Source organism: Sphingopyxis sp. (assembly GCF_050725655.1).
Classification (GTDB): Bacteria; Pseudomonadota; Alphaproteobacteria; order Sphingomonadales; family Sphingomonadaceae; genus Sphingopyxis.
This window is the reverse complement of the sequence record NZ_JBOHHT010000044.1, coordinates 1-12608: the sequence shown is the minus strand read 5'-3', so window position 1 is coordinate 12608 and position 12608 is coordinate 1. Positions and strand designations below refer to the sequence as shown.

Genomic DNA, 12608 nt, shown 5'->3' with positions numbered 1-12608 from the left:
CGCGCTGGGCGCGGTGACGGGCCGGGGAGAAAAGCGGGCGGGGGGACTGCGACATCCGCCGCTTGTGCCGTCCCTGGCGATGCTTCACAAGGCGGTGATGGCGACGACGACGGGGGATGTCGAAAAAGACGGCGCGCCGGCCGGGGCCTGGCGCGGCATTTTGCGCGCCGCGGCGCGTGCCGTCGTCGATTATGCGTTGCCGCCGCGCTGTCCCGGATGCGGCGTCATCGTCGGCGAAGATCGGCAATTCTGCCTGGCCTGCTGGTCGTCGCTCCATTTTCTCGACGGACCTTGCTGTTCGCGCTGTTCGATTCCGTTACCCACCGCCTTGCCCGGCGCGCCGATTGCGTGCGGTGCGTGCCTGGCGAGCGAGCCGCCGTTCGAGGGCGCGCCCGCGGCGGTCGCCTATGGCCCTGTCGCGCGCACGGTGGCGCTGCGCCTCAAATATGGGCGGCGGACGGGGCATGCCCGGCTGATGGCGCGGCTGATGGCACGGCACCTCGCAATGTTGGGAGACGTGGACGCGATGCTGCTGGTTCCGGTGCCGCTGCACCGCTGGCGGCTGTGGTCGCGCGGGTTCAATCAGGCGGCGTTGATCGCCGATGAACTGGCGCGGCTGACGGGCGCGCCGCGCGATCATCATCTGCTTTTGCGTACGAAGGCGACCGCATCGCTGCGCGGCAAGGGGCGGCGCGAGCGCGACCGGATCGTCGCCGGGGCATTCGCGCTGGCAGACGATGCCAAGGTGCGCGCGGCGGGGCGGCATCTGGTGCTGGTCGACGACGTCCATGCCAGCGGCGCGACGCTCCGCGCGGCGGCGCGGGCGCTCGGGCGCAGCGGTGCGGCGCGGGTGTCGGCGCTCACCTGGGCACGCGTAGTTCCCGAAGCGCTGATGACGGGCAACATATTTGACTTTGCTTCGTTGGATTCCGATATGACGGACATAGGGTCGGGACCCTGATGATGACAGGATAGCCGCATGGCCAAGATCGAAGTATTTACGAAATTCTTCTGCCCCTATTGCTCGCGCGCCAAGTCGCTGCTCGAACGCAAGGGCGTCGAATATCAGGAAATCGACCTGACGATGGATCGCGCCGGCTTCGACGCGATGGTCGACCGCGCGGGCGGCGCCCGCACCGTTCCGCAGATATTCATCGACGGCAAGCATGTCGGCGGCAGCGACGATCTGGCCGCGCTCGATGCGCGTGGCGGGCTCGATCCGCTGTTGGGGCTCGCCTGATTTGATCGTTTTCGATCTTTGCTGCGCCGCTGGAGATCACCGTTTCGAGGCATGGTTCGCGAGCAGCGACAGTTTTGGCGACCAACAGGCGCGCGGGCTGATCAATTGCCCGGTGTGCGGCGATGGCGATGTGAAAAAAGCGGTGATGGCGCCGCGAGTGGGTGCCAAGTCCAACCGTCAGGCGGTGGCGCAGCCACCAGCAAAACCGTCCGGTTCGCGCGAGCCGTCGCCCGAACTGGTACGCAAACTGCTCGCCGACATTGCCGCGAAGCAGGCCGAAATGCTGCCGCAGTCGCGCTGGGTAGGGCGCGACTTCGCCGATGCGGCGCGCGCGATGCACGAAGGACGCGCGGCTGAAGACCTGATCCACGGCCAGGCGTCGCCCGAAGAGGCGCGATCGCTGCACGACGACGGGATCGCCGCGATGCCCCTGCTCGTGCCGATCGTTCCGCCCGAGGCGGCCAATTGATCCATCGCGATTGACGCTTTGCGCGCTCCGCCGCTACACGAGCGACGGCGCACCCGTAGCTCAGCAGGATAGAGCATCAGATTCCTAATCTGGGGGCCGTGGGTTCGAATCCCGCCGGGTGCACCATTCCCGTTCGATGTTGGGCACTGGTGCTGCGGTACGGTCGAAAGTCCGGCCAACCGCATGTTCCAGTGCCCTGGTCGAGCCGGAAATACGGATCCGCTCGTCGCCTACCTCGACCAGCCCGACGATGGCCCTTGTGTAATATTGGCGCAAAGCCGGATCATCGCCGCGGAGCCTTTCGCGCATCATGATCTGCCCCCCGCTGAGTGGCCCAAAGACTATGCTAGTCTGAACCACGAAAGGGACATTGAATGCCGAGCAAGAAGCACACCGTCCGTCCGCACAGCAGCCTTGGCTACCGACCACCCGCCCCGGAAACGGCTTCACCGCCATATCCGGCTTCCGGTTCCGCTTCGCTACACCTCCATCCAGATATGGCGGCGGTGACCATAACCCACTAACAAACAAACCGGCCCACTCAGTGGGGGCAGATCACGTCCTCGCAGACCCCGCGCGCGCTTCATTCTGTCGCCAGTGGGGCCGGATTCTCGAATGGAGGTATCGCAAGCCTCTTTATGACGCGGCCGTCACCTTCTTTGTGGAGTCGAACCATATTGGCCCGAACGAGGCTTGGCGCAAACAAGATGTCAGCGACGACCAGACTGGGCTCGTCGCAAAGCTTTGCGATCTGCTGGGCGAAAAGCCACCGCGCCTGGAGACGAAGGGTGAGGCATTCGAGTGGATCTACGCGCGTGGCGGCAACCCGCAATATTGGACCGAGCCCACGATCCCGGATGACCGGAGAGACTGAATGCGTACAGTGCAAGAAGTCATATGCGCTGCGGTACGTTACAATAGTTTGCTCAACGCCTTCCCCTGTCTTCGTTCCGCTGCCAATGTTCTGTTCTGGCTATGGCGCTTGATCCAAGCAAGCACGCGCTCGCCGTCAATGCCATGGCAATGAACAGCATTGTCCACTCGACCCGGCTCGTGGGATCGGCAAAGACGCGCGGCAAATGGAGTATCAGAACCCAGGAACCGAACATGATGGCGAGCATCCTGGTCGCCAATTGCACCCAAAATCCGGTGAGTACCGCCATGCCGGCCGCAACGTGGGCGCATCCGGTAAAATAGGCCCAGAATAGTTTCGAGGGTATCCAGCCAGGGACCATCGCGGCGGTAAAGTCCGCATAGACAAAGTGCGACAGCCCAAAGATCGGGAGCGCGAGGCCGATGGTCCAGCGCGCGGTTATCGCAAGGGCCGAAGGCGCACGGATTTCGGGCGTAAGATCCACCGGTCGCACAGCTTCCCACAACAGCAACGCGCCGCCCAGCATGGCGGCCGCCTCGGCTACTCCAAGCCAGATGACGACATCACCCCAATGCCCGGGCACGCGCGATGCATGCAGGACGAAGACCCAAACAGCCAGCATGCCCGTCAACAGCATAGCGCCGGTCCGTCGCACGCGCGGTATGAACAGCGCGACACTCGACCCGATCAGCGCCACGCCATTGGCATAGGCTAACCACGAGCGGAAAGGCGTCGCCTCGGGGACCGGCTGCCATTGCAGGGCAAAATCTGCATAGATGATTGCCAACACGCCAAGGCCGGCAAAGCCGGCGGCAAATAGGAGGCGGCCCAGCCGCGCAAGCCCGGAAGTCGGCAAGTCCATTCGCTGGCCCTGAATATCGGTCACAGCTTTGCCGCGCTGCCAAGAAGGCCGTCCGCTTTCCGGCGGCAGGGCGAAGAACCTGTACATCGTCAGCCCATTCCTGTTCGGGCTGACGTGAAAGCAGCCACGGTTCTGATGGCCGCAATCCGCCAGGGGAATGCGACCGGTCGCGGTGCCGATGGTAATGTGAGGCTGGTGGACGGACTATCAGAATATTAAGGTGCGCGATTTTCTTCACTCTGCCCGAACTGCCATGCCGCCAACAAATTTGGTCCGCCACCGCGTGCCGTACAAAGCGGAACGGCGTCGATTCTCCGGCTACATTTCGCCGCGACCGCACGCGCACCACGCATTGTCCCGCGGTGGTCGGACGGAGTGATCCCGAACCGGCGCCCGAACTCGGTTGAAAAATGCGAGTGGCTGGAAAATCCTAAATCCAGTGCCAACAAGGTAATGTCGTCGCATCGCGGCAGTCGGTCGAGCGCCGCATTCAGGCGCAAGTCGAGGTGATAGCGGTAGAGCGGGATGCCCTCCGAAGCTCTGAACAGCTGGGTCAGATAGACGGGTGACACGCCAACGGCATCGGCAATCTGCGAGAGGCTCAGCCGTTCTTCAAAATGGGCATGCAAATATTCCTTCGCGCGGCCAATGGTGCGCATCGATTTTGTGGATATGGTCCTGTCGCGACGGATGGGCGTATGTATCGTCCTCAGCCATGCAATGGCCCTCTCTTCAAATTCCAGGTCATCTGCGGCGGCTTGAAGAACGGAAACGAGTTTTCTCAGCTCGAGCTGAGTGTCCCCGCTGCAGGGGGCGCTTGCCGGCATTCGATCGCCAGCGGCGCCGATCAGCTCGTCGAGAATAGCTTTTCTCGGCCAGAACGCCGCGCTCAGTTCTTCGCCGACCGGATGCGATACGGTATAGCCATCATTCGATCCCACATGCACGATGCTGTTGGAGTTCGCGAAGATCGGCGTACCGACATCGCGATGCCAGACAAAGGCTCCGGCCAGCGGGACGAGGATATGATAACCGCGGGTTGAACCCGCGATGCGGGGCACCCCTTCGCGGCCCGAGCAATGGACCATCTGGAAGAGGCCAAGACGACCAGCATATAGCGTCGACACGCAATCCGCCGCGACAGGGAGCGGCGCATGCGACAACAGTTCGGAACTGGATGACATTCGATAGCTACCCCAAAACTCAACCCGACTCGACTTGCGAAGCGGCGTTGGCCGCTCTGAACCTTTTCAACAAATCGTCGTTCCGGCTGCCAGACGTCATGGATCTCATGGTCTACCGACCAACGCTGCGCTTCGATGAGCGGCCATCCTCGCGCTGGCACTCGGGAACCGCCGATGTCGTTAGCATATTCCCAAACATATAAAACTATTTGCATGTGCCAGCGTCGTCCAGTGTCGCATTTCTGCAACAGCCCCGGAACAATCGGCCTCCGTCGCTTCAATCTTAATAATCTGAAATCGCATGCCCGATCGTAACCCTAGGTCGGCGGCATGAACGGCGAAGCATGCCGCAGCCGGACCGCGTCCCGTTCACAGATGAGTGATGCCTAACAGGGAGAAAACAGGGTGAAACGCAATCGGAATCTGCTCGCGCGGACCGCGCTTGGCAGTGCTGCATTCATATTGGGAATGGCCGGATCGGCGGCTTTCGCGCAAGAAGCCGCTGTTGCGCCAGACGCCGACGCTCCGGAGACGATCGTCGTCACGGGTTCGCGTATCGCACGGCCCGATCTCACCGCGAATTCGCCAATATCGGTTGTTTCGGCAGAGGACATCACCCTGACGGGCGCCAGGAACCCCGAAGAATTTCTTCGCGACCTTCCGCAGGTGGTGCCGGCTATCGGCAGCCAGAGCAACAATGGAAATGCCGGGGTCGCCACGATCGATCTTCGCAATCTGCTCGAACAGCGGACTTTGGTTCTGGTGAACTCAAAGCGCTTTGTTCCCTATGACGCCGACGGAATCGTCGACGTCGGCATGATCCCGACCGCGCTGGTGCAGCGTGTCGAAATCATCACCGGCGGTGCCTCGGCAGTCTATGGATCGGACGCCATCGCCGGCGTCGTGAATTTCATTCTGAACGACAAGTTCGAGGGTCTCGAACTTGATGCGCAATATGGGATTACCCAGCGCGGCGACGCGGGCGCCGCGGATTTTTCGATCACGGCCGGCGGTAATTTCGCCGATAATCGGGGCAATGCGGTCTTGAGCCTGACCTACACCGATCAGCAGGCGCTGACACAAGCCAAGCGAAAGGTTTCGGCCGTCGCTCAAAATTCGGTCAACCTCGGGGCACAGGGCAGCTCGACCGACGTTGACGGCAAGATCGATGGCCTTGCTGGCGGGCGTGTAGAATTCGGGCCCGGTGGGGCTATTCGTCCCAGCGCAGGATCTTTCAATTTTGCGCCCTTCAACCTGTTTCAGGTGCCGGAAAAGAAATTCACAGCGACAGCACTGATCAGTTACGAGGTTTCGCCCGCGGTGGAATTTTTCGCGCGAATGTCGTTCGCGCACAGCCGCATCAAGACGGTCGTCGCGCCGACCGGGACCTTCGGCAATCCGCTCCAGATCAACTATCGCGACAATCCTTTCCTTGCCGACTCGGCAAGGCCGATTTTTGCTGCGAACGATCCAGACGGCGACGGGATCGTCCAAGTCGATTTTTTTCGGCGTCTGGTCGAGCTGGGTACGCGCGATTCGGAGTTTGAGAACACCGTGTATCAAGCTGTGGGTGGTTTTCGCGGCGATCTCTCCGACAATCTCAACTATGAAGTGTTCGCCCAATACGGACGGACAAATCGAACCCAGAATTTCATCAACGACAATAATTATACCAAGGTCCAGCAAGGCGTGCTGAGCCGCCGCAATCCGGTGACGGGGGTGATCGAATGCATTGATCTGTCGAACGGATGTGTGCCGGTGAACATCTTTGGCCCGGACACGCTGACGCCGGCGATGGCCGACTATATCAGGCTCGACCTCCAGGAAAATAACCAGACGTCGCAGTTCGTGACCGGCGCAAGCTTGGCGGGTGACCTGTTTACCTTGCCTTGGGCCACCAACGCCGCAGGTTTTGCCATCGGCGTCGAGTATCGCAAGGAACAAGGAAAAGCCCGGCCTGATGCCAATTACGAAGCGGGCATTGCCCCCGGCTTTGGTTCATCGTCGCGCGTCGATGCGGCATATGACGTCAAGGAGGCTTTCGTCGAGGCGCGCATCCCGATCGTCGAAGATCGTCCCTTCTTTCATTCGTTCAGCCTGGAAGCCGGATTTCGATATTCGGACTATTCCAGCCGCGTGAACGGGGCGGCAGGAAACAGCTTTTCCAACAGCACGTGGAAGATCGGCGGCGAATGGGCGCCGGTCGAGGACTTCAGGTTCCGCGCCCTTTATTCCCGCGCGGCGCGTGCTCCCAATCTGACCGAGATTGGCTTGCCGCGCACGAGCGGCACCGGCGATGCAAATTTTGACCCTTGTGCGGGCGCCAACCCGGTCGGTAAGGCGGAACTGACCGCCTTATGCATCGCGACGGGTGTCCCGGCCTCGCAAATCGGCTTCGTTACGACCATCGAAGATCTCGGCGGACAGATCAATATTTTCGAAGCGGGTAATCGCGACCTGACGCCTGAAGTGGCTAATACGCTGACGTTCGGGGTCGTTGCGCAGCCACGATTCTTGCCGGGCTTTACCGCCACCGTCGATTATTATGACATCAAGGTCAAAAATGCGATCCTTGAGCCGCCCGAACAGGACGTCATCGATGGCTGCTACAATGTGGAGAAGAATGCTTCGGGCGTTTATTGCTCGCGCATATTCCGGTCCGATAGCGGAGGCTTGGCAGGCGGTGCAAACTTCGGCGTCGATACAACGCGGCTGAACGGCGCGGTGGTTCTGCGCCGGGGGATCGATTTTTCGGCAACCTATCGGTTCGACATCGGTAACGGACGTCTCAGCCTCGGCATCAACGGATCGCGCGTGCTGAAATCGGTCGATCAGACCGACCCAATCCTTCCCGCGCTGGACTGTGTTGGGCTGGTCGGCAGCGCCTGCCTGCGGCCGGAGCCGAAATGGCGGTTCGTGCAGACGACCAGCTACAAGAACGGTCCCCTGACGCTTCAGTTACGCTGGCGTTATCTGGGAAGGGTCGCGCAGGAGGCGATCGCCTTCGGTGCTGCCGACCCCAGCGATTTTGCCGTACCCGCAATCGGTGCCCGGCATTATTTCGACCTTTCGGGGACCGCGGAAGTGAGCGAAGCCTTTACGCTTCGCGCGGGCATTTTGAACCTGCTCGACAAGGATCCGCCGTTGGTGGGCAACACATATGGCGGCACGGCCGAGAACAGCGGGAACACTTTCCCGTCCACATATGATCCACTCGGCCGTCGTTTCTTTGTCGGTGCTACGCTGAAATTCTAACGTCCAACGGGTCGCAACAAACTTGGGCGGCGAGCTTTGTCTCGCCGCCCTTTCTTGTTTCCGTCTCCCGCAGCGTTCGGCGGGCGATCTCCGAAAAATGGCCGGCGCGCGTGGACGACGCAGCCTGGACGCTGACCAAAGCCGAAAGCATTGGGTTTGCTGTCATTTGCGACGGTGCTACTGGAGCAAGTCAATTCCATTCGGTCAAAGCTTGCCGGCTGGCTCCATTATGCGTCGGGTTGCCGCGGGGTTCTATATTTTCGCGGATTGGCATCGGAATTGCCATTCCTGCGTCGCGGGACGCGTTGCTTCGCCGTTGCGGCGACGACCCTGTTAATGACCGTCACGCGGCATATCGGCTCGCATGACCGGGATCGGTAGCCGGCGCGTCGGATTCGAGCATCGAACCGTAGGCATTTGCGACGACATTAAGCCGTTCGGCGACATCATTGGGCCGCAGAAGACGTGCGCCACCAAAAATATCGGGTCCGATGGCCATCGCCTCGATTACCGCCACGAACTGTTCCGCAATGTGCCGGGGATTTTCGCGCGTGATCCCGGTGCGCCGGGTCCGCTGCAGGACAAAAAGTTCGCAGGTTCGGACGAGGCGGTCGCGAACGACGCGCTGATAGGAACGGACCAGCCAGGGTTGCGCCTCGCTATCGCGAACCGTCGAAAGGACAAGTTCGATCGAACGCTCGTCGGACACCAGGTCGAAACAAGCCTGAGCGAAATATCTCAGCCCGTCACTTGTCGAGATTCTCGGCGGAATGTCATCAACATAAATCTCTGCAAGCTCATGCAGGAGCGCTTCGCGCGACGCGCGATAGAGATCGTCTTTCGAAAGGAACTGATTGTAAAGCGTCCGGCGCGTTACGAACGCACGCGCCGCGACCTCCCCCATCGAGAAGGTTTCGAACGATCCCCCGCGCAGCATGTCTCGCGCGGCGGCCAGGATCAAGGCGCGCGATTGCGCCGGCAATCTGGTCGTTCCAGACCGTCGTTTGCGATCCGTGAGGGGGAGGGGTAAAGTTTGCATCGTGATATTCCCGCTCGATTGATCATCGGGCGTAAACTATCGGCGACGACGACGGGATGCTTTCGAATTCTTAATCTGGTTATCACCTTCCACTAAGCGGAAAAACTCGGTGTCGATGGCCGTCAAAACGGCATCTGGTCTGGTCGGGCAAAGTTACAGACCGAAAACCCGGGCTGCATTGCCACCGAGGAATAGAGCTGATGCTTCGTCATCCAGTTCCAGCGCATCGCGCTTCGCGAGGCAGGCCGCAGGCGAAATCATGGGCCAGTTTGTTCCGAACATTATACGAGATCGCCCGGCGCCGCGCATATAATCGACCAGGCCCGCCGGAAGGCGGTGGACGGCATAAGCAGAGGTATCAACATGGAAGTTGGGATATTTGCGCGCCAGTGAGAGCACCTCGTCTATCCATGGAAATCCCACATGACCGCCAATCACGACGAGTTCTGGAAAATCCAGGAGGACATCATCAAGATAGGGTATGGGGCGCCCCGGCTCCGACCTGCAGAGCGGCCCGGTATGGCCGATCTGGGTGCAGAAGGGGACTCCCAGTTCGACGCAGGCGGCATAAATCGGATAATAACGGCGGTCATTCGGTGGCAGGTCCCACAGCCATGGAACGATCCGCACGCCGACAAAGGTTTTTCCGTCAACGACGCGTTTGAGTTCGCGCACCGACCCCATCGGATCATTGAGGTCCACTGTTGCGAGTCCGCGAAACCTGGACGGCGCGGCGGCGATCATATCGGCGACTTCATCATTGCTGATCAGTGAGCCCTGCGGACCGTGCCAGGCCGACAGAAAGGTGATATCGACCCCGGCTTCATTCATGGCATTCAACGTGGCCTCGCCGCCCGTCACGCGGCGATCCCCGGCCTTTCCGGTCCAGCGCAGCAACGTGTCCAGCCACGGCGCTTTCATGAATCTTTCGGTGGATTGTTGTGCCCAGACATCGACGATCATAATCACTCATCCTCAAATAGCTTCACTAGTAAAGTTATTTGAGGATTGCCTGGCTGTCAATCGCCGATACGGGTGACGCATGTCCGTTTCCGATCAACGCATTTTTCATTTGCTGCAGTTGGCGGCGCACCGGCTTAAAGTCCTGGCCGATCGCGAAGGGCTGGCTGCGGGCGGGGTGACCGGCGCGCAGGCGGGCGCTCTGTTCGCAATCTCGGCGCGCGCCGGGATGACGCAGCGCGAGCTTGGCGAGGCGCTCCAGATCAATGAGTCGGCGGTCACAGGGACGGTGAACCGGCTGCTCGACGCCGGGCTGGTCAGCAAATCGGTCGACGCAGTCGACGGAAGGTCGCGGCGGCTCGCGATGACTGCCAAAGGTGAAGCCGCGCTGGCGTCCACCCGCGCTCCACTCGACAGGATCAACCGTCTGATTGCCGAAGCCGTCGGCTCGGAGGACGTTCCCGGCCTCGCGCGGATGTTACGATCGATCGCCAATCTACCGCCCGATCATGGCTGAACAGGCCGCTCTTCCTGCCGGTTGCTGATCCAGATTCGCTCCAGGGGCTGGTGGCTAGCGGGCGATGCATTGTCTTGTTTAGCCAGCCGGGATCGCCGATGCGATTGCGGGGCGTGGATAGGCTTCGAGCGCGGTGCGCGCTTCGGTCAGCAGCCACCGCGTGAAGGCGCGGATCTTTGCCGCGCGGGCATTCGCGCTGGGATAGGCTAGCCAATATCCATCGGTTGGCTGGACGGTTTGGGGAAATGGCTGCACCAGCTGGCCGCGTTTGATCTCCTCGGCAAAAAGCAATGGCGATGCCATCGCGATACCTTCGCCGGCTATTGCGGCTGTCACATCATAATGTTCGATCCCGAAATCCATTCCCGCCTGCGTCGACGGGGCGACGGCCGCTGCGCCGACCTGATCGAACCAGTCCTTCCAAACGCTGGCTCTGCCGAGCAGCCGCCGGCCTTGAAGATCGCGCGGCGTGCGAATGCCGCCCGTACTGGCGGCCAATGCGGGACTGATCAGGGGTGTGTAGGAGTCTGGCAACAGGAAATGCGCATCCATCGTCGGCCAACTTCCGGATCCGCTCCTGATGCTGACGTCGAAGGCGCCAAGATTGAGGTCGACGAGCGGCACCGAAGTATCCAGACGAATATGTAAATCCGACTGACGTTTTTGAAACTGGCCAAGACGGGGAACAAGCCAGCTTGACGCAATCGTGGGGAGGGCGGTTATCGCCAACTCGCCGTCCGCTCGCTCGGCAACGGTCGAAAATGCGCCTTGCAGAAGCTTGAACGCTTCGGCGACCGAAGGGGCAAGCTGTTCCCCGGCAGCGGTAAGGATCACCTTGCGTGGCAAGCGCCGAAACAATGTCAAGCCGAGGCGCGCTTCGAGCTGCTTGATCTGATAGCTGATCGCCGCAGGCGTCATGCTCAACTCCTCCGCCGCGCGGGTGAAACTCTGCAAACGCGCCGCAGCTTCGAAGGCGCGAACTGCGGTGAGCGGGGGCAGCGGGCGTATCGGCAATCCCTCCGGCAGCTCCAATATTTTTGCTTGGTCGAGGGCGGCCATGGTTCGCATATCTCCTATATTGTCAAAACCACCTTAGTCTAATTGCCAAAAATTCAAATTGTTTTCAAATCGTGCTTACTCCAATTGCATAAGCCTGTCGAAATGTGCGGAGAGTTCACCGATGTTGAAGATGGTTGTTTTTGTCCTTTTGATGGGATTGCCGACATTTGTCGGTGCGCAAAATCCGGTGGACGGCCAGCGATCGGAATCGGTGGTACGGGCGCTCATCGACGCCGGAAATCGCTCGGACCTCGAGGCTTGGCTGTCGTTGTTTCATCCGGACGCGAAGCATTTCGTGAAATCGAAAAGCGATGACAGCCTGGCGGACAGGCCGTCGTCGCGTGTCGTCGACAGCACGTCCCGGCGGGCATTTTATCAGGAAATATTCGCGCGCCCGCAAAAGACCCGCGGAGAAATTGTCGAACTGGTCTCGCTTGGCGAACTCGTGATGTCACGCGGGATATTCCATCGGCCCGAAGGACGATCGCATACGTTGACCGTATACCGCGTTCGCGACGGCAAAATTGTCGATATCTGGGACGTTGAGCAAGTCGCCGAATAGGCGAACGCAGTCCTCGTTTGCGCGTTTCGAATGGCCTTTCCGGTTCGGCCGGCGAACGGCTTTGCCACCAACGCACCAAAGGCAGGAACCGATGGGCAGAATGATAACGCTATCCCTCGGCATGACGTTCTTTGCTGCGCTTGCTTCATCGGCAGCTGCCCAGGTCGAGATTCGCGAACTTACCGGAATAATCGAGGGGCATGAGGTCGGCGGGGTTTCGGTTGATAGGACCGGGATCGTGTATGCGGCGGATTTCGGCGACATCGTCTGGCGGATCACCCCGGAGGGCAAGCGGAGCGTTCTGGCCCGCGGCCTCTATGGAACCGCGGGGAACGCGGTCGATGCAAAGGGGAATCTGCTGCAGGCAAGCTTCTATTCGGACGAGATCGTCAAGATCGACCGCAAAGGAAATGTGACGCCGTTCGTCATCAGCGGTTTGAATCGGCCTGCCGGAATCGCGGTGGACAGGAAAACCGGCACGGCGTTTGTCACGAACTGCGGCAATAACATGATATCCCATGTGTCTGCCGACGGCGCCGCGTCGAAATTTGCCGAAAGCGGCCTTTTCAACTGCCCCTATGGCGTCG

Annotated in this window: 12 protein-coding genes, 1 tRNA gene and 1 pseudogene; 9 read left to right on the top strand and 5 right to left on the bottom strand. The window is 60.6% G+C overall.

The genetic code is table 11. The features are described 5' to 3' along the window. The first annotated feature begins 97 nt into the window (after positions 1-97). The 5 genes and pseudogenes from ACREBX_RS05805 to ACREBX_RS05785 form a co-directional block, all read left to right on the top strand. The gene (locus tag ACREBX_RS05805) at positions 98-961 is read left to right on the top strand and encodes a double zinc ribbon domain-containing protein (RefSeq protein ID WP_431560806.1); all 864 of its coding nucleotides are present in this window, start codon (positions 98-100) and stop codon (positions 959-961) included. Between the two features lie 18 nt (positions 962-979). Next, positions 980-1240, top strand: coding sequence for a glutaredoxin 3 (grxC, locus tag ACREBX_RS05800; protein WP_431560805.1), 261 nt, complete (start codon positions 980-982; stop codon positions 1238-1240). Position 1241: 1 nt separating this feature from the next. After that, positions 1242-1709, top strand: a complete 468-nt coding sequence (locus ACREBX_RS05795; protein ID WP_431560804.1) for a DUF1178 family protein — start codon at positions 1242-1244, stop codon at positions 1707-1709. Positions 1710-1758: 49 nt separating this feature from the next. Beyond that, positions 1759-1835, top strand: a tRNA-Arg gene (locus tag ACREBX_RS05790). A gap of 263 nt (positions 1836-2098) precedes the next feature. Next, positions 2099-2233, top strand: a pseudogene (locus ACREBX_RS05785) (IS3 family transposase); the annotation flags it as partial. A 402-nt stretch (positions 2234-2635) separates the two neighbouring features. Here the strand turns inward: ACREBX_RS05785 and ACREBX_RS05780 are convergent. Together ACREBX_RS05780 and ACREBX_RS05775 are read right to left on the bottom strand one after the other, a co-directional pair. Continuing rightward, a complete protein-coding gene (locus ACREBX_RS05780) occupies positions 2636-3532 on the bottom strand; it encodes a hypothetical protein (RefSeq protein WP_431560803.1) in 897 nt (298 codons plus the stop codon). 128 nt (positions 3533-3660) lie between these two features. After that, a complete protein-coding gene (locus tag ACREBX_RS05775; RefSeq protein ID WP_431560802.1) occupies positions 3661-4629 on the bottom strand; it encodes a helix-turn-helix transcriptional regulator in 969 nt (322 codons plus the stop codon). Between the two features lie 468 nt (positions 4630-5097). On the opposite strand from ACREBX_RS05775, the gene ACREBX_RS05770 reads away from it, so the two are divergent. Then, positions 5098-7884: a TonB-dependent receptor domain-containing protein gene (locus tag ACREBX_RS05770; protein ID WP_431560832.1), complete on the top strand. Its 2787-nt coding sequence runs from the start codon at positions 5098-5100 to the stop codon at positions 7882-7884. A 343-nt stretch (positions 7885-8227) separates the two neighbouring features. Here ACREBX_RS05770 and ACREBX_RS05765 read toward each other — a convergent pair whose 3' ends face one another. Both ACREBX_RS05765 and ACREBX_RS05760 read right to left on the bottom strand, forming a co-directional pair. Beyond that, positions 8228-8788: a TetR/AcrR family transcriptional regulator gene (locus ACREBX_RS05765; RefSeq protein ID WP_431560831.1), complete on the bottom strand. Its 561-nt coding sequence runs from the start codon at positions 8786-8788 to the stop codon at positions 8228-8230. A gap of 288 nt (positions 8789-9076) precedes the next feature. Further along, complete coding sequence (locus ACREBX_RS05760) at positions 9077-9886, bottom strand: amidohydrolase family protein (protein WP_431560801.1); 810 nt, start codon at positions 9884-9886, stop codon at positions 9077-9079. 79 nt (positions 9887-9965) lie between these two features. Here ACREBX_RS05760 and ACREBX_RS05755 point away from each other — a divergent pair, with 79 nt between their 5' ends. Next, a complete protein-coding gene (locus tag ACREBX_RS05755; protein ID WP_431560800.1) occupies positions 9966-10400 on the top strand; it encodes a MarR family winged helix-turn-helix transcriptional regulator in 435 nt (144 codons plus the stop codon). 78 nt (positions 10401-10478) lie between these two features. On the opposite strand, the gene ACREBX_RS05750 is transcribed toward ACREBX_RS05755, so the two are convergent. Beyond that, positions 10479-11459: a LysR substrate-binding domain-containing protein gene (locus tag ACREBX_RS05750; protein ID WP_431560799.1), complete on the bottom strand. Its 981-nt coding sequence runs from the start codon at positions 11457-11459 to the stop codon at positions 10479-10481. Positions 11460-11580: 121 nt separating this feature from the next. Here ACREBX_RS05750 and ACREBX_RS05745 point away from each other — a divergent pair, with 121 nt between their 5' ends. Next, positions 11581-12021, top strand: a complete 441-nt coding sequence (locus ACREBX_RS05745; RefSeq protein ID WP_431560798.1) for a nuclear transport factor 2 family protein — start codon at positions 11581-11583, stop codon at positions 12019-12021. Between the two features lie 91 nt (positions 12022-12112). Further along, a partial coding sequence (locus ACREBX_RS05740; protein WP_431560797.1) for a hypothetical protein occupies positions 12113-12608 on the top strand: 496 nt, incomplete at its 3' end.

What these genes read in the sequence shown, in the direction of transcription:
- ACREBX_RS05780 (WP_431560803.1), bottom strand. Translation starts at nt 3,532, where the DNA reads ATGTACAGGTTCTTCGCCCTGCCGCCGGAAAGCGGACGGCCTTCTTGG.
- ACREBX_RS05770 (WP_431560832.1), top strand. Translation starts at nt 5,098, where the DNA reads ATGGCCGGATCGGCGGCTTTCGCGCAAGAAGCCGCTGTTGCGCCAGAC.
- ACREBX_RS05760 (WP_431560801.1), bottom strand. Translation starts at nt 9,886, where the DNA reads ATGATCGTCGATGTCTGGGCACAACAATCCACCGAAAGATTCATGAAA.
- grxC (WP_431560805.1), top strand. Translation starts at nt 980, where the DNA reads ATGGCCAAGATCGAAGTATTTACGAAATTCTTCTGCCCCTATTGCTCG.
- ACREBX_RS05775 (WP_431560802.1), bottom strand. Translation starts at nt 4,629, where the DNA reads ATGTCATCCAGTTCCGAACTGTTGTCGCATGCGCCGCTCCCTGTCGCG.
- ACREBX_RS05745 (WP_431560798.1), top strand. Translation starts at nt 11,581, where the DNA reads ATGTTGAAGATGGTTGTTTTTGTCCTTTTGATGGGATTGCCGACATTT.
- ACREBX_RS05765 (WP_431560831.1), bottom strand. Translation starts at nt 8,788, where the DNA reads ATGGGGGAGGTCGCGGCGCGTGCGTTCGTAACGCGCCGGACGCTTTAC.
- ACREBX_RS05755 (WP_431560800.1), top strand. Translation starts at nt 9,966, where the DNA reads ATGTCCGTTTCCGATCAACGCATTTTTCATTTGCTGCAGTTGGCGGCG.
- ACREBX_RS05750 (WP_431560799.1), bottom strand. Translation starts at nt 11,459, where the DNA reads ATGGCCGCCCTCGACCAAGCAAAAATATTGGAGCTGCCGGAGGGATTG.
- ACREBX_RS05805 (WP_431560806.1), top strand. Translation starts at nt 98, where the DNA reads ATGGCGACGACGACGGGGGATGTCGAAAAAGACGGCGCGCCGGCCGGG.